The sequence below is a fragment of the Streptomyces sp. HUAS CB01 genome, from assembly GCF_030406905.1.
Taxonomy (GTDB): Bacteria; Actinomycetota; Actinomycetes; order Streptomycetales; family Streptomycetaceae; genus Streptomyces; species Streptomyces chengbuensis.
The window spans coordinates 6,194,988-6,211,389 of the sequence record NZ_CP129137.1 but is presented as its reverse complement, the minus strand read 5'-3'; the positions used below and the strand labels follow the sequence as shown (position 1 = coordinate 6,211,389).

The following is a 16,402-nucleotide window of genomic DNA, read 5'->3' as shown; positions in this document are numbered from 1 at the left end:
ACGGCGCGGGTCCTGCGTGCACGATAGGCGGACGGGGTCACAGTTCAAACACCGATAGCGTCGGGTAAGGTAAGGCTAACCTGCTCACGAGCGCGATTCGGTGGTCCCCGCATGACGGTCCCCGCTGTTCTCCACGACTCGCGGCCTGCCGCCCCCTCCGCCGCCACGGCGCCCGTGACCGGCGCGTACGCACGGATGTCCGCGGTGTTCCCCGGGCTCGGTGTGCGGCAGCTCGCGGACGGCGAACCGGCTCCGCGCGGCGCCGGCTGGGTCGCGGCGGCGGACCTCGCGGCCGGTGGCGCGGCCCTCGACGCGTTCCTGGCGTGGGACAACGCACAGGTGCTGCAGGACTACGGGCAGCAGGCCCGCCCGGACGTCGTGGCGAGCTTCGGACTCCACCGCTACGCCTGGCCCGCCTGTCTGCTGATCACGGTGCCGTGGTTCCTCGAGCGGCGCGTGCCGCGGCTGCCCGTCGAGGACGTCTCGTACCAGCGGGCCCGGGGCCGGATGGCGGTGCGCGTCCGCGCCTTCTCCTGTCTCCCCGGCGACCCGGCGGCCGTGCTCCCGGGCGCGCGGGTGGTCGCCGACGAGGACGCGCTGCGCGCGGAGGTCCGGGACGCCGTCGCCGAGCACATGGAGGCGATCCTCGACGGCTTCGGCCCGCGCATGCGGCGCGGCCGGCGCGCCCTGTGGGGCATGGCGACGGACGAGATCGTCGAAGGGCTCTGGTACGTGGCGCACCTCCTCGGCGAGGAGCGCCGCGCGATGACGGAACTGGAGGCGCTGCTGCCCGGCACCACCAAGCCGTACGTCGGCACGGCAGGGTTCCGCGAACTCACCGGGCCGTCCGGGGAGCCGCTGCCCACCAGGGACCGTGCGAGCTGCTGCCTGTTCTACACGCTGCGCCCCGAGGACACCTGCGTCACCTGTCCTCGCACCTGCGACGCCGACCGCGTGCGGCGGCTCGCCACGCAGAGCTGACCCGCCGGGACCACCCCGCGCTCGGCACCGCGACGTGCCCCGGGCAGCAGTAATCGAACTCAATTCCCTGCGCCTGCTGTGATGTTCGAGCGAAAGACACCTATTCGCAGTCCGCGAAGCCCTCTTGGCGCCCTCTTGCGGGGAAACCCCCTGCCCGCGACGGCACTTCGGCCAATATGGCGCGCGAAACGCCCAACGCGATGCAGATGCAAGGGACACCGCATGAGACTGACCGACATATCGCTCGACTGGCTGCTTCCGGGCGGCGTGATGCTCGCAGGGGTCGTCGCGGCGGTGGCGGTGCTCGCGCGTGGCAGGCGCACGGGGGGCGGTACCGCGAGCGACGACTCCTGGGAGCGCAGCGAGGAGCGCCGCAGGCGCAAGGAGGCCGTCTACGGCACCGCCTCCTACCTCCTGCTCTTCTGCTGCGCCGCGGTCGCCGCGGCACTGTCGTTCCACGGCCTGGTCGGCTTCGGCCGGCAGAACCTGAACCTCTCCGGCGGATGGGAGTACCTCGTCCCCTTCGGCCTCGACGGCGCCGCGATGTTCTGCTCCGTGCTCGCGGTGCGGGAGGCCAGCCACGGCGACGCGGCGCTCGGCTCGCGCATACTGGTCTGGCTGTTCGCCGGTGCGGCGGCCTGGTTCAACTGGGTCCACGCGCCGCGCGGTCTCGGCCACGACGGGGCCCCGCACTTCTTCGCGGGCATGTCGCTTTCCGCGGCCGTGCTCTTCGACCGGGCACTGAAGCAGACCCGCAGGGCGGCGCTGCGCGAGCAGGGCCTGGTACCCCGGCCGCTGCCGCAGATCCGGGTCGTACGGTGGCTGCGGGCTCCCCGTGAGACGTTCGGCGCCTGGTCGCTGATGCTGCTCGAAGGCGTACGCACCCTGGACGAGGCGGTCGACGAGGTGCGCGAGGACCGGCGGCAGAAGGAGCAGGAGCGCATGCGCCGGCGGGACCACGAGAAACTGGAGCGGGCCCGGCTGAGGGCGCTCAGCCGGCAGCACCGGGCGTGGGGGCGGCGCGGGGGACGGCAGCTGGAGGTCACCACCACCGTGAGCGGCACCCTCGCGGGCCCCGCCGCGGCGGCGGGATCCGTCCCGGGCTCCGCCCCGGCCGTCGGGTCCGTCGCGGAGCCCGCCACGGCCGAGTCCGGGCAACCGCCGTCGCGCGCCCGGGCCTCCCTGCAGGCCGTGAAGGGCGGTGACCCGGTCACCGTCGACCTCACGGCCGAGGACGACACCCAGGCGCTGCCGCGTCTCGACTCCCTCGAGAAGAAGCTCAAGCATCTCGAGCAGCAGTTCGGCTGACAACGCGAACCGGCGACACGGGCGGGACCCTTCGACGGGTCCCGCCCGTCCGCGTTCACGTCCGGGTCGGCACGGACTCGCCGGTCGCCGACCTTGCGTTCGCACGGCCGCACGGGTCCCGCCCGTCCGAGTTCACGCGCGCACCGGCCCGACCTCGCGCGTCACCCCCGCGTCAACCCCGTCGACCCGCGCCAAGCCCGCCTCGAGGCACGCCGTATCCGTGGCGCACCCTCCGCAGGCAGCGGGCCATCCGCGCCCGTCACGCGCGCCCGCCGTGCAGTTCGAACCACACCGCCTTGCCCAGGCCGTGGGCCCGCACACCCCACGCGTCGGCGAGGCTCTGCACCAGCAGCAGTCCCCTGCCGTGCGTGCTCTCGTCGGGCACGGGCTCCGCGGGCGGCTCCACCAGCCCGGTCGTGAAGTCCCTTACCTCGACCCGGAGTCGTGCGGGTGCCACCGTCGCCGTGACGACCGCCCCCTCCTCCGTGTGCACCAGCGCGTTCGTCACCAGTTCACTGGTCAGCAGCTCCGCCACCTCGGCCGAGCCCGGCTCGCCCCAGTGACCCAGCAGGGCCCGCAGGGCCCTCCGCACCTCCGGTACCGCCCTGAGGTCCGCGCGCCTCACGCTGCGCCGCAACTGCGCGGCGCCCGACCCTTCCTGACGCCCCGCCATTTTCCCCCACCGCACGTCGGAACGGTCCCTTCCCCTTCGCTCGTCCCGTCCGGCTCGAACAGGCACTCCCGGAATGCATGCCCCGCCGCCGTGCCGCCACGCATGCCGATTTCACCCGTAGTCACGGACGCGGTACGTTCCGCAGGTTCGAGCGGGCCATCTGCACCATCCGGCCGACGCCGCCGTCCAGCACGATCTTGCTGGCGGAGAGCGCGAACCCGGTCACCATCTCGGCGCTGATCCTCGGTGGGATGGACAGGGCGTTCGGGTCGGTGACGACGTCGACGAGAGCCGGGCCGTCGTGCGCGAACGCGTCCTTGAGGGCGCCCGCGAGCTGCTTGGGCTTCTCCACCCGGACGCCGTACACGCCCGCGGCCCGGGCCATCTCGGCGAAGTCCGGGTTGAGGTTGGCGGTTCCGTACGAAGGCAGGCCCGCGACCAGCATCTCCAGCTCGACCATGCTGAGCGAGGAGTTGTTGAACAACACGATCTTGACCGGCAGGTCGTGCTGCCGCAAGGTGAGGAAGTCGCCCATCAGCATGGTGAATCCGCCGTCGCCGGACATCGAGACGACCTGGCGGTCGCGGTCGACGAACTGAGCGCCGATGGCCTGCGGCAGGGCGTTCGCCATCGAGCCGTGGCTGAAGGACCCGATGATGCGGCGCCGGCCGTTCGGGGTGATGTAACGGGCCGCCCAGACGTTGCACATGCCCGTGTCCACGGTGAACACGGCGTCGTCGGCGGCCAGTTCGTCGAGCACCGACGCCACGTACTCGGGGTGGATGGGCACGTGCCGGTCGACCTTGCGCGTGTACGCCTTGATGACGCCTTCCAGCGCCTCCGCGTGCTTCTTGAGCATCTTGTCGAGAAAGCGCCGGTCGTTCTTCGGCCGCACGCGCGGGGTGAGGCAGCGGAGCGTCTCGCGCACGTCGCCCCAGACGGCGAGGTCCAGCTTGGAGCGGCGGCCGAGGTTCTCGGGCCGGATGTCGACCTGGGCGATCCTCACGTCGTCCGGCAGGAAGGCGTTGTACGGGAAGTCCGTGCCGAGCAGGATCAGCAGGTCGCACTCGTGGGTGGCCTCGTAGGCGGCGCCGTAGCCGAGCAGTCCGCTCATGCCGACGTCGTACGGGTTGTCGTACTGGATCCACTCCTTGCCGCGGAGCGCGTGACCCACGGGTGACTTGACGCGCTCCGCGAACTGCATGACCTCGTGGTGCGCGCCGGCGGTCCCGCTGCCGCAGAAGAGCGTCACGCGGTCCGCCTCGTCGATCATCCGGGCCAGGGCGTCGATCTCCGCGTCGCCGGGCCGGACGGTGGGGCGCGAGGTGACGAGGGCGTGCTCGATGGACTTCTCCGGGGCGGGACGGGAGGCGATGTCCCCCGGGAGGGCGACCACGCTGACGCCGCTGCGGCCGATGGCCTGCTGGACAGCGGTCTGCAGCAGGCGCGGCATCTGCTGCGGGTTGGAGATCAGCTCGCAGTAGTGGCTGCATTCCCTGAACAACTGGTCCGGATGGGTCTCCTGGAAGTAGCCGAGCCCGATCTCGGAGGACGGGATGTGCGAGGCCAGGGCGAGGACCGGGGCCATGGAGCGATGGGCGTCGTACAGGCCGTTGATCAGATGCAGATTGCCGGGGCCGCACGAGCCGGCGCACGCGGCCAGCCGGCCCGAGATCTGTGCCTCGGCACCGGCGGCGAACGCGGCCGTCTCCTCGTGGCGGACCTGGACCCAGTCGATCGCGGAGTTGCGGCGGATGGCGTCGACAACGGGGTTGAGGCTGTCGCCGACGACTCCGTACAGCCGCCGCACACCGGCGCGGACGAGAATGTCGACGAACTGTTCTGCGACGTTCTGCTTGGCCATGGATCCATCTATCCACGGCCCCGGCGGTTACGCCTCCCAGAGGGCGCACGCCGTACGGTCGTCGGCGTAGCCCTTCACCCTCAGCTGGGTGTCGGCCAGATAGGCGGCGAGACCGGGCGGCTCCGTGCCCGCCCACCGTTCCGCCAACTCCTGGGCGAGCGCGGACTCACCGCGCAACGGGTCGGCGAGGCCGTTGCTGCACAGCAGCAGCGTGTCCCCCGGGCGGGCCACGGACGCACGGAAGCGGAACGGCTCGGCGGGCGGCGGGACGGGTGCGTCGACGTGCGGCGACGGGGGCGTGGGGACGCCCAGGTCCATGGTGAGCCGGTCGCCCTCCCGGGTCTCCGGGGGAGGTGAGCCGTAGCCGACGACGGGTTCGCCGGCGAGGGCGTCCGGGAGCGCCGGCTCCAGATCCTGCCAACCGCCGTCGCGGAGGCGGAACAGCCCTCCGGCGCCGACGCCGAAGAACACCCGGGTGCGGCAGGCGGGATCGGCCGACAGCAGCAGGCATCGCAGGCTCGCCGTGTACTCCTCCGGGGGTACGCCCCGTTCGTCCGCGCGGGCGCGGAGCCGGCCGAAGGAGCGGTCGGTCAGCCGGTGGAGCCCCGATTTCAGGTCGCCCCGCCGGCCGGCCCTTATGTCCTCGGCGAGCCGGGCGTGGCTGCGGCCGACGGCGCCGCCGATCCAGCGGCATGCGTCGGCGGCGGCGAGGTGCGCGCCTTCCGCGGCCCGTGCCCCGGTGGCCACGGCGACCAGGACGAGCGCGTGCTCCCCGGCGCCGAAGCGTGCGGTGAGCAGCGCGTCGCGGCGGTGCTCACCGCGGTAGCGGGCCGAGTCGCCGCGCACGGAGGCGGCGCGCAGGGTGAACGAGCCGTACCGCGCGCCGTCCAGCACCGTGTCCGCGACGAGCCCGTCGAGCTCCTGCGGATCCGCGGCGGGCAGCGCGGTGGGCTCGGCGTCGTACGTGGGCGGCCGGTCCCCCACGTACCCGTCCCTGCTGTCGCCCCGTCCCGCGCCGGCGCCCTCCTTGCGCCGTCCCCACGGCACGGCCGCACGAAGCCCCGCGGCCCGGGTGCCCCGGTCGGGGGCAGCGGCGGACGTCCCGTCAGGGGGCGCGGCGGGCATCGGCGGTCGCTCCGGCGCGGGTTCCGGCACGGACCCTCCCGCGGGCTCCGCACCGGAGGCGGCGGGCAGCGGCGTCCCCGACGGGGCCGCGCCGGACGGGGCACCGGGCGTGTGGCGGCCGGCAGCCGGGGGCGGCGCGATCGGTGGGACGGGAGCGGCAGGAGCGCTCGACGAGGCCGGTGAGGGGATGGAGACCGCGGGGCCCCCGGGCTCGACGGGCGGGGCCGGCGGTACGGGCGGCGCAGGTGGCGGTACGGGCGGTACGGGCGGCGCGGGGGGCGGGGCCGACGGTGGGGGCGGGGGTGCGGGCACGGCGGATGCGGGCACCCCGGGCCCCGCTCGGGACACGAGCGGATCCGCACCGGAACCCGCCGCGGCGGGCGAAGTGGTGGGAGGCGGAGGCTCCCAAGGGGCGCCGCCGCCCCGGTGGGACGGGTCCCACCAGGAACCCCGAGGGCCGTCCGGGCCCACCGTGTCCACCGCGGAGTCGAAGCGGTCGTCGAGTGTGTCGCCCGCGGCGGCGGCGGGGCCGGTGTCCGGGGCGGACTCGTCGTACAGCCGGTTCCACCAGTCGTCGCCTGCGGTGGGCCTGTCCCCCTGCTGACTCATGTCCCTATTGTCGACCGCGGAGGCCGCACGAAAACGGCGTATTCCACAAAACCCGGCCGGGCTGGGAGTCCGCCGGGCGTCCCAACCCCCCACGGGAAGGACGCCCGGCGGACGTTCAGGTGGTCAGCGCACGGCGTGCGCGAGTTCGACGGACCGGGTGACGGATCTCCCGCCCGCGTCGGCCGGTTGGGCCCGCGGCGTCATCCGTGCGCACCGAGCGCGTCCGGCGTTTCCGGGGCGTCGGCTTCTGGCCGTCCGTCACCGGGAACGTCCTGCGGCCGCCCACGGGAGGGCCGGGAGCCGGGAAGAGGACCGGGATTCCCCGGGCGTACGCGTTTCCGCGCCGCGCGGAACCCCGGGTCCGGACGGTGGGCGCCTCCGCGTTCCGCTTGCGCGCCGGCGCCGGCTGCCCGATCGCCGTGGCCGCGGGGGAATTCGCAGGGGCGCTCCCGTCCGGGACGGCGCCCGGCCGGCGGCGCGTCGACGGCACCGTCCGCCGGTGTTCGTGCGCGCGTTCGGACACATCGCCCTCCCAGGTCGATTCCGGACGCGGTCCGTGTCGGTGATCCTTGGTGGTGGCGCCACATTGGCAGAGCCGGAAGCCCTGCGGGGATGATGAGGACGGCGGGTTTACGCCGTGGCCGGTTTCCGCCACGATCGTGCCCGCAGCAAGCGGAATGGCGAGGTCCGGGGAGGGCTCAGGGGTGCTGGGAGCAATAGGTCTCGACGCGAGGCAGGAGTCGGCGTACCGCACGCTGGTGGCGCTCGGCGCCGCGGAGGTGGCCGATCTGGCGCACCGCCTCGCGCTCCCGGAGGCGGACACCGAACGGACGCTGCGTCTGCTGGAGCACCACGGGCTGGCCGCCCAGTCGTCCGCACGCACCGGCCGCTGGGTGGCGGCGCCGCCGGGCGTCGCCCTCGGCGCGCTGCTCACCCAGCACCGGCACGAACTCGAGCAGGCCGAACTCGCCGCGGCGCTGCTGGCCCAGGAGTACCGGGCCGAGGCCACGGAACTGCCCGTGCACGACCTGGTCGAGGTCGTCACCGGCGCGAGCGCGGTGGCGCACCGCTTCCTCCAGCTCCAGCTGGGCGCGTCCGAAGAGGTGTGCGCGCTCGTCACCGGAAAGCCGATGGTCGTGTCCGGGACGGACAACGAGGCGGAGGAGCGGGCGGCGCAGCGCGGCGTCGCGTACCGCGTGGTCATCGAACGCGAGGTGCTGACGCTGCCGACCGGGCTCGTCGAGGTGTCGGCCTCGCTCGGCCGTGACGAACAGGTCCGCGTCGTGGACCGCGTGCCGACCAAACTCGTCGTCGCCGACCGGACGCTGGCGATGGTCCCGCTGACCGGGCGGGGCTCGGAGCCGGCGGCGCTCGTGGTCCACGCGAGCGGGCTGCTGGAGTCGCTGACGGGCCTGTTCGAGGCCGTGTGGCGAGAGGCGCTGCCGTTGCGCCTCGGCGGGGGCGGCGGGGTGACGGAGGACGGCCCCGCGGGCCCGGACGCCGCCGACCTGGAGATCCTCTCGCTGCTGCTCGCGGGCATGACGGACGCGAGTGTCGCCAAGCAGCTCGACCTCGGCCTCCGCACGGTCCAGCGACGCGTGAAGGGCCTCATGGAACTGGCCGGCGTCACGACCAGGCTCCAACTCGGCTGGCACGCGTACGAGAAGGGGTGGGTGGCACGCACGGCAGCCGAGGACCGGGCGGGTGGTGCGTGGACGGGCGCGGCGGCGGCCTCCGGAACGTCCGGGGCGAGCGCCGGGCCTGCCGCCGACACCGAGGCGGGTTTCGCGGCGACGGCGTCCGCGGAACCGCCGGGCCCCGAAGCGGACACGGGTACGGGAATGTGGGCTGCCGACACGGCGCGGCCCCGGACGACCGCCCTCGACGGGGAAACGGCGCCGGCCGCCGCGGGGTGACCACGACGGCCCCGTCGCCGCGCAGGGGTCTCCTGCTCCACCCCCCGGTGGAGGGAGACCCGGATCTGCGAGGACGACGGGCGGTCGCCCCGGCTCCCTTCAGCCGGCGCCGACGGCCGCCGGGGGGCGCCGGGACGAAACGGCCTGGAGGTGACGGGTGGCGTAGGAGCGCCAGGGCCGCCAGGCTTCGCCGCCGGAGCACCGGAACGGCCCGCCCCGCCCCTCGGGCTCCGGGTCCACGTCGGGATCGCCGAGCGCGCGCATCCGGATCAGCGCGGCGCTGCGCGGCGTGAGCCCGGGCACCGTCAGCAGCGCGCGTTCGGCGTCGTCGCGGTCGGCGCCCGGGTCGAGCCGTACGTCGCCGTCCCCGAGCGCGGTCGCCAGGGGGCCGACGACCGGGTGACCGGTGAGCGCCGCCGCCTCGGGGAAGAGGTGGGTGAGCCCGCCGCAGGGCTGGTCCAGGAGCTTTCCGTACGTCTCGACCAGCCGGGCGGACTCCTCCCGCCCGGCGACCGCACGGACGGCGAACTCCTCGGGCTCCGCCGTGCCCGGTGACCGCAGCCCCGGACGTGCGGCGACGAGGGGCGCGAGCACCGGGTCCGCCGAGAGCCGCTCCACCACGGCGTACGGGTCGGCGTCCAGGTCGAAGAGCCGGCGCAGCCGCTGCACGGCGGTGGTCAGATCACGCAGATCGGTCAGATGGATCCGGGCGTCGAGCCACGGACCGGCCGAGCGTTCGTCCACGGCCACGATCCCGGAACCGTACGGCAGCCGCAGGGTGCGGCGGTACGTACGCGCCCCGGGCACCCCGACGACCTCCTCGATCCGGTCCAGTGCCTCCCGGGCGAGCAGGTCGAACACCTCGCCCGCGGCGTACGGGCCGCGATGGGCCAGCCGCAGCGGGATCCCGGCGCTGCCGGCGGCCCGCTTCGCTCCCCTCTCGGCGCGCAGCTCGGTGGGCGTGCGGGCGTAGATCTGCCGGATGGTGTCGTTGAACTGGCGCACGCTCGTGAACCCCGACGCGAACGCGATCTCCGTGACGGGCAGCGCGGTCGTCCGCAGCAGCACCCGCGCGGTGTGCGACCGCTGCGCGCGGGCGAGTGCGACGGGACCGGCGCCCAGCTCCGCGTTCAGCTGCCGCTGCACCTGCCGCGCGCTGTAGCCGAGCCGCCGGGCCAACCCGGGGACGCCTTCCCGGTCGACGACACCGTCCCCGATCATCCGTACGGCCCGCCCGACGACATCGGCCCGGACGTTCCACTCGGCCGACCCCGGAACGGCGTCGGGCCGGCACCTCCGGCACGCCCGGTAGCCGTGGCCCTGGGCGGCCGCGGCCGACGGGAAGAAGCGGACGTTGGCACGCTTGGGCGTCACCGCGGGGCAGCTGGGACGGCAGTAGATCCCGGTCGTCTCCACCGCGAAGAAGAACGCCCCGTCGAACCGTGCGTCCCGGCTGCTGACGGCTTCGTACCTGCTGTCGTCGTCCATCACACCGTCCAGTGTCCGTCTCCGGAGGCCGCCGGTCCGGCGGATTTCGGACACGACGCCTCGGGGGCGACCGGAGCAGGGGCGAGCCCGCCCGCCCCTGCTCCAGCCGGGCGCTTCGGCGAACCGCTCCGGGCGATCGCGTGCGCCTCAGGGGCCATGGCCCTTGAGGCGCACGGACCCGGCTCGGGCCCTCCGGCGCCCCTGTGCCACCCGCGGACACCGCGCCCCGGCAGCCCTGCCGCGAAGAACGGGCACAACCCCCGGCCCTGCAACAGCCCACTGCCCCGGGGCACCGGGCCCCGAATCCCCGCGGACACCCCGGCCCCGACAGCCCTGCCGCGAAGGCCGGGGCACAACCCCCGGCCCTGCAACAGCCCGCTCCCCCGGAGCCGATGCCGGCAGCGACGCCTGGTCCGGCCCGGGCTCCGGCTCCGCCCCGGCAGCGGCTCACCACCACCCGCACCGCTGCCCCGACCGTGGCCCCGCCACGGGTGCCCGGGTGCCCCCGCACCCCGCCCCCCTCGGGGCACCCTCCTCGCCGGGACCGCCGGGACCGCCGGGACCACCGGGACCACCGGGACCACCGGAAGAGCCGGGACCGCCGGAAGAGCCGGGACCGCCGGAAGAGCCGGGACCGCCGGAAGAGCCGGGACCGCCGCATCGCCGGACGGCCCCCGGGACCGCCGGAGACGCCCGACGGGGAATCAGCGCACGCGCCCGCCCCTCTTCGCCTCGCCCGCCGCGCGGCCCTCCGCGTGCTTGCGCTTCCAGTCGCGGCGGATCTCCGCACGCAACCGGGCATCGGTCTTCGCGACGATGCGCTGGTTCTCGCGGACCAGCTTGCGATAGCTGTCCAGCCGTCGTTCCGGGAGGGAGCCGTCGGCCAGCGCCGCGAGAACGGCGCACCCCGGCTCCGACTCATGGGCGCAGTCGTGGAAGCGGCAGTCCCGGGCCAGGCCCTCGATCTCCGAGAAGACCTGGCCCACGCCCGCCCCCGCGTCGAAGAGGCCCACGCCCCGCAGTCCCGGGGTGTCGATGAGCACGCCGCCACCGGGGAGGACGAGAAGGTTCCGGGTCGTCGTCGTGTGACGTCCCTTCCCGTCCACGCCACGCGTGGACTGCACCTCCATGGCGTCCTCGCCGAGCAGGGTGTTCGCCAGCGTGGACTTCCCCGTGCCGGAGACGCCGAGCAGCACGCTCGTGCCGCCGGAGACGAGTGCCGCGAGGACGTCCATGCCCTCGCCGGTCAGCGAGCTGACCGGCAGCACCTGGACACCCGGTGCCGTGGTCTCCACGTCCTGCACCAGGTACGACAGGGTGGTCACGTCCGGCACCAGGTCGGCCTTGGTGAGCACGACGAGCGGCTGCGCCCCGCTCTCCCAGGCCAGCGCCAGGAACCGTTCGATCCGTCCGAGGTCGATCTCGACCGCGAGCGAGACCGCGATGACGACGTGATCGACGTTGGCGGCGAGGATCTGGCCCTCGGACCGCTGGGACGAGGTGGATCGCACGAAGGCGGTGCGCCGGGGCAGACAGGCCCGTACGTACCGGGGGTTGCCGCCCTCGGGGTCGACGGCCGCCCAGTCGCCGGTGCAGATCACGCGGAGCGGATCGTGCGGGGTGACGAACGCGGTGTCGGCGCGGACGGTCCCGTCCGCGGTGACGACGTCGCACTGGCCCCGGTCGACCCGGACGACCCGCCCGGGCACCAGCCCTCGTTCGGCGTGGGGCGCGAACGCCGCCGCGAGGTCCTCGTCCCAGCCGTACGGGGCGAGCGCGTGCGGCGCGCCACCGCCGGCACCGGCACCGGCACCGGCACCGGCACCGGCACCCGGAACGGAGGGCGGGAAGGAGTGCGCGGGGGAGCCGGGCTGCTCGTCCGAAGCGGAGTGCTCGCGGGAGACGGGGCGCTCGGGAGAAGCCGAGGAAGAAGAGTGAGCAGAGGAGGAGAGAGACAAGGGAGACCCTTCACACGGGTGGCCCCGGCAACGCACGCGCGCAGGCGTACGACAAGGAGGGAACGGCTCAGCCGGTGACCACGGAAATGGGAGTGATGGACTTCGGGTTCCGGGCAGCGCCCGGCGCAGTGACCGTCATCAACGTCCTCACCTCCGTGTCCTTCTCGATGCTCTCGCCGTGCCTCGGGCACGGCGGCGACGCCACACTAACCCGTCCCCCGGACCGTGCCAACGCGTTTTCGCGACGCCGCCACCCGGTGGCACCACCGGGCCCCGCTGCGGTGGCGACCGCCCCGATTCTGTTGAAGGGTGTCAGGGAGTGTCCACCTGTCCCTGCCCGCGCCCCTGCCCCGGGACGCACACGAATGAGGTGAGCGGCCTTGGCGAGCACTTCACCCGGGGTGCCGGGCACGCCGTGCTGGGTGAGCCTGACGACGCAGGACATGCGGGCCGCCCAGGACTTCTACGGTGCCGTGTTCGGCTGGGAGTTCGAGCCCGATGTCCAGGCGGAGGGGTATGTGGTCGCGCACGCGGACGGCCAACCGGTCGCCGGTCTCGTGGAGTCCGCGCAGACCATGGGGGTTCGGCTGCCGGTCGCCTGGACGGCGTACTTCGTGGCCGACAGCGCCGACGCGGCGGCGGCGCGCGTGCGCGAACGGGGCGGGACGGTCGCCGTGGGACCGCTCGCGTTCGGCCGGGGCCGGATGGCGTGGGCCGCCGATCCACTGGACGCGGTGTTCTGCGTCTGGGAGGGACCCGCGACCGCGGGGTGGCAGGCAGGACGGGGCACGGGCGCCGTGGCATGGCTGGAGCTCCACACGAGGGACCCGTTCGCCTCAGCGCTGTTCTACGGCGGGGTGTTCGAATGGGACGCCCATCCGGACGTCATCGACGTGCGCTACGAGCACGACCGGGTGATGCTGCGGGCCGGCGGCCGCACGGTGGCGGGACTGTACGGCGGCGTGCCGGAGTCGGGGGACGGGGCGATCCGCCCCCAGTGGCACGTCCACTTCTGCCGGGACGACGTGGACGAGGCGGCGGCCCGCGCGGGTGCCGCGCACGGCACCGTCGTGACGCCCCCGCAGGACACACCGCTGGGGCGCACGGCGACGATCCGTGATCCCGAAGGCGGGCTCTTCCATCTGTCGTCCATCGAGGACGAACCTTCCTGACGCACGCTCCGGCCGGCGACACGGGTCCCTCCTGGCCGAGCGACCTGACGCCGCCGCGACACCTCCCCTCCATGTGACTCCGCTCACAAGTGACTGCCCGGCCGTGATGTTTCCCGGCGCCGGCCCGCTGACCGGGTCGTCCTCCCGGCCGCACGGCACGGGCGTCCCACACGTCATGGCACGGGAGGGCTCGAGATCGTCACCGAGCTGGTACGCCATCCGTCCAAGGAGGAGATGGTCGGCCGCGGCTGGATCGACGAAGAGGGAAACCCGCTCGACCCGAGCTTCAAGACGCCGGAGCAGGGCGCGGCGACGCAGGTGTGGGCGGCCACGTCGAGCCGGCTGGCGGACATGGGCGGGCTCTACCTCGAGGACTGCGACGTCGCGGAGGCGCTCGCGAGGGCGCTTCGGACGAGCTGAACAGCGGGGTGCGGGCCTACGCGACGGACCCCGGCAACGCCGCACGTCCGTGGGCGCTGCCGGCCGAGCTCACGGGAGTGGGCGCCTTCGGCCCCGCCCGCTGACCCGGCGGGCGCACCCGGCCCGGCCGCGACCCGGCGCCGCACGGCGACTCGGCCGAGGACGCCGGGTCGCGGCCGGCCGAGCGGGCTACTCCTCCAGCACGGCGACGATCGTGGGGACGTGACTGCCCTCGACGTTCTTCACCGAGGTGACGAGGGTGACGGGGCCGCCCCGGACGAGTCCGCGCAGCTGCTCCATGGCCGCCGCGGCCGGACCGTCGGAGAGTTCCCTGCGATACCGGGCGTCGAACTCCTCGTACCGGGAACGGTCGTGGTGGTACCAGCCGCGCAACTCGCCTGTCGGCGCGACCTCCTTGAGCCAGACGTCGACGGCGGCCCGCTCCTTCGAGACACCGCGCGGCCAGAGCCTGTCGACGAGTACGCGGGTGCCGTCGGCCGGGTCGGGGTCGTCGTAGACCCTGCGCACGTTGATGGTCGCCATGCCGTCAGCCTGCTGTGCGCGACCTCGCGGCGCAAGCGCGAACCCTCCCCATTTCGTCGTATTGACGATAAAGGGCCGCCTCGGATATCGTCGCACTGACGAGAAAGAGGGGGTTGCCCACATGGCCGACATCACCAGGCGCTTCGGCAGGCGCCATCTGCGCTCCGCGCCCACCGCCCACGTCCGCCACCACCGCCGCGGCCGGCTCGTCCACGACGGACCCGGGCTCAGCTTCTGGTTCCGGGCGCTGACCGCCGCGCTGTCCGAAGTCCCCGTCGACGACCGGGAACTGGCGATGACCTTCCACGCCAGGACGTCCGACTTCCAGGATGTGTCGGTGCAGGCGACGGTGACGTACCGGATCAGCGATCCGGCCACGGCGGCCGCCCGGCTGGACTTCTCCATCGACCCGGACACCGGTGCCTGGCGGGGCGCTCCACTGGAGCAGATCTCGACCCTCCTGACCGAGACCGCCCAGCAGCACGCACTGGACGTGCTGGCCCGCACCCCGTTGTCGGCGGCCCTCGTCGACGGTGTCGCCGCCGTGCGCGAGCGGATCTCCGGCGGGCTGGGCGCGGAACCACGGCTGACCGCCACGGGTATCGAGGTGGTGGCCGGCCGTACGCGTCATGGCCCTGCGGCCCGAGCCCGAGGTCGAACGCGCCCTGCGCACCCCGGCCCGTGAGCAGATCCAGCAGGAGGCCGACCGCGCGACGTACGAACGGCGGGCGGTCGCCGTGGAGCGGGAGCGGGCCATCGCCGAGAACGAGCTGGCCAGCAGGATCGAACTCGCCCGCCGCGAGGAGCGGTTGGTCGACCAGAAGGGCACCAACGCGCGGCGCGAGGCCGAGGAGAGCGCCGCCGCGGACGCGGTGCGCGCGGAGGCGGAGGCCGCGCGGAAGGTACGGCTCGCCAAGGCCGAGGCCACGGCGGCGCGCGAGGTGGGCGAGGCCCGTGCCGGGGCCCAGGCCGCGTGGCTGCGGGTGCACTCCGAGGCCGACCCGGCGACCCTGCACGCCCTCGCCGTCACGCGGCTCGCGGAGAACCTGCCGCGCGTCGACAGCGTCACCCTCTCCCCCGACGTCCTCACCGGGCTCCTCGCACGACTGGCCGGCCCGGCGACGGGGACGGGGACGGGGACGGGGACGGGGGGAGCGTGAGTCTCGCCCCGCGCGCGGTGATCGTGCACCGCACCACCGAGTACGAGGAACTGCTCGCCCGCCACGGCACCCACGGCCAGGCCGAGTTCTTCCTCTCCTCCCGCGGCCGGAGCATCCACGAGGTCGCCGAGCGGCACGGCCGCACCCGTCGTGCCCTGGCCGCCGTCTCGGCGGCGGTGCCGGCGCAGTGGCGCCGGGCCCGGGTGGAGCGGGCGGACCTCGACCGGTTCCTGTTCGCGCCCGAGGACGTGGTGGTCGTCGCCGGACAGGACGGGCTCGTCGCCAACACGGCCAAGTACCTGGACGGCCAGCCGGTGGTGGGCATCGACACCGACCCCGGGCGCAACGCCGGCGTACTGGTACGGCACCGCCCCGCGGACACGGCCCGGCTGCTGCGGGCCGCCGTGGGGCGTGCCGCCACGACGGACGAACTCACCATGGTGGAGGCCGTCGCCGACGACACCCAGCGGCTCGTCGCGCTCAACGAGATCTACCTGGGCCGGCCGGACCACCAGACGTCCCGCTACCGGCTCGACCTCGACGGCCCGGGCGATCCCGCGGAACCGGCCCGAGCCACCGTGGGCACCGGGGGCGACGGCGGTGGCCGGAGCGGTCGCAGTGGCCGCATTGACCCCGGTACCGGGAGACGCGGCAGCGACGCGGGCCGTCGGGGGCGCGCGGGCGACGACGCCCGGGCCGGTGAGGCCCAGGCGTCCTCCGGGGTCCTCGTCGGCACCGGGACGGGCGCGACCGGCTGGCTCCGGTCGCTGTGGCGGGAGCGCGGGGGCAGCCACCCGCTGCCGGCACCCGCCGAGGCCCGGCTGCTGTGGTTCGTACGCGAGGCCTGGCCCTCCCCCACGACCGGGACGTCGCTGGTGGAAGGGGACCTCCCGGCCGGGCGCCGGCTGCGGATCACCGTCGAGTCCGACCGGCTGGTGGCCTTCGGGGACGGCATGGAGTCCGACGCGCTGGAACTGACGTGGGGCCAGTCGGTCCGTGTCGGGGTGTCGGACACATCGCTGCGGCTCCTGGTCTGACGGCATCCGAGGGACGCGTCCGGCCACCGTCGGAGGGCACTGTCCCGAGCGCTCGGTGCCGAGCCCGCCGTCACGACGCCGCGCTCCCGACGCCGCCGTCCCGGGTCGGTTCTCCCCGGGATGCGTCGGCCCCGCCTGCCGGAGGGGG

The 16,402-nt window shown here is 74.4% G+C and carries 11 protein-coding genes and 2 pseudogenes; 7 read left to right on the top strand and 6 right to left on the bottom strand.

Annotation, left to right across the window (positions count from 1 at the left end; translation table 11 throughout):
* The first annotated feature begins 111 nt into the window (after window positions 1–111).
* Window positions 112–981, top strand: a complete 870-nt coding sequence (locus tag QRN89_RS27335; protein WP_290352043.1) for a (2Fe-2S)-binding protein — start codon at window positions 112–114, stop codon at window positions 979–981.
* Between the two features lie 222 nt (window positions 982–1,203).
* The gene (locus QRN89_RS27330) at window positions 1,204–2,289 is read left to right on the top strand and encodes a DUF2637 domain-containing protein (RefSeq protein WP_290352041.1); all 1,086 of its coding nucleotides are present in this window, start codon (window positions 1,204–1,206) and stop codon (window positions 2,287–2,289) included.
* A gap of 259 nt (window positions 2,290–2,548) precedes the next feature.
* Here QRN89_RS27330 and QRN89_RS27325 read toward each other — a convergent pair whose 3' ends face one another.
* From QRN89_RS27325 to QRN89_RS27315, 3 genes are all read right to left on the bottom strand, one after another.
* Window positions 2,549–2,962: an ATP-binding protein gene (locus QRN89_RS27325; protein WP_290352039.1), complete on the bottom strand. Its 414-nt coding sequence runs from the start codon at window positions 2,960–2,962 to the stop codon at window positions 2,549–2,551.
* Between the two features lie 121 nt (window positions 2,963–3,083).
* Window positions 3,084–4,826, bottom strand: a complete 1,743-nt coding sequence (locus QRN89_RS27320; RefSeq protein WP_290352037.1) for a pyruvate dehydrogenase — start codon at window positions 4,824–4,826, stop codon at window positions 3,084–3,086.
* A 27-nt stretch (window positions 4,827–4,853) separates the two neighbouring features.
* Entirely contained in the window at window positions 4,854–6,560 is a 1,707-nt protein-coding gene (locus QRN89_RS27315) for a protein phosphatase 2C domain-containing protein (RefSeq protein WP_290352035.1), read from the bottom strand.
* 704 nt (window positions 6,561–7,264) lie between these two features.
* Here QRN89_RS27315 and QRN89_RS27310 point away from each other — a divergent pair.
* A complete protein-coding gene (locus QRN89_RS27310; RefSeq protein WP_290352034.1) occupies window positions 7,265–8,476 on the top strand; it encodes a helix-turn-helix domain-containing protein in 1,212 nt (403 codons plus the stop codon).
* A gap of 99 nt (window positions 8,477–8,575) precedes the next feature.
* Here the strand turns inward: QRN89_RS27310 and QRN89_RS27305 are convergent, their stop codons facing one another.
* Together QRN89_RS27305 and rsgA are read right to left on the bottom strand one after the other, a co-directional pair.
* Complete coding sequence (locus QRN89_RS27305) at window positions 8,576–9,964, bottom strand: DNA-3-methyladenine glycosylase 2 family protein (RefSeq protein ID WP_290353878.1); 1,389 nt, start codon at window positions 9,962–9,964, stop codon at window positions 8,576–8,578.
* 704 nt (window positions 9,965–10,668) lie between these two features.
* Complete coding sequence (gene rsgA / locus QRN89_RS27300; protein WP_399009627.1) at window positions 10,669–11,673, bottom strand: ribosome small subunit-dependent GTPase A; 1,005 nt, start codon at window positions 11,671–11,673, stop codon at window positions 10,669–10,671.
* Window positions 11,674–12,323: 650 nt separating this feature from the next.
* On the opposite strand from rsgA, the gene QRN89_RS27295 reads away from it, so the two are divergent.
* Together QRN89_RS27295 and QRN89_RS27290 are read left to right on the top strand one after the other, a co-directional pair.
* Entirely contained in the window at window positions 12,324–13,094 is a 771-nt protein-coding gene (locus tag QRN89_RS27295; protein ID WP_290353877.1) for a VOC family protein, read from the top strand.
* Window positions 13,095–13,289: 195 nt separating this feature from the next.
* Window positions 13,290–13,618: pseudogene (locus QRN89_RS27290) on the top strand (oxidoreductase); the annotation flags it as partial.
* Between the two features lie 85 nt (window positions 13,619–13,703).
* On the opposite strand, the gene QRN89_RS27285 reads toward QRN89_RS27290, so the two are convergent.
* Window positions 13,704–14,057: a DUF488 domain-containing protein gene (locus QRN89_RS27285; RefSeq protein WP_290352032.1), complete on the bottom strand. Its 354-nt coding sequence runs from the start codon at window positions 14,055–14,057 to the stop codon at window positions 13,704–13,706.
* Between the two features lie 121 nt (window positions 14,058–14,178).
* Here QRN89_RS27285 and QRN89_RS27280 point away from each other — a divergent pair.
* Window positions 14,179–15,217, top strand: a pseudogene (locus QRN89_RS27280) (SPFH domain-containing protein).
* Entirely contained in the window at window positions 15,214–16,254 is a 1,041-nt protein-coding gene (locus tag QRN89_RS27275) for a hypothetical protein (RefSeq protein ID WP_290352031.1), read from the top strand. The pseudogene QRN89_RS27280 and the gene QRN89_RS27275 overlap by 4 nt, the downstream one beginning before the upstream one ends.
* Window positions 16,255–16,402 lie beyond the last annotated feature (148 nt).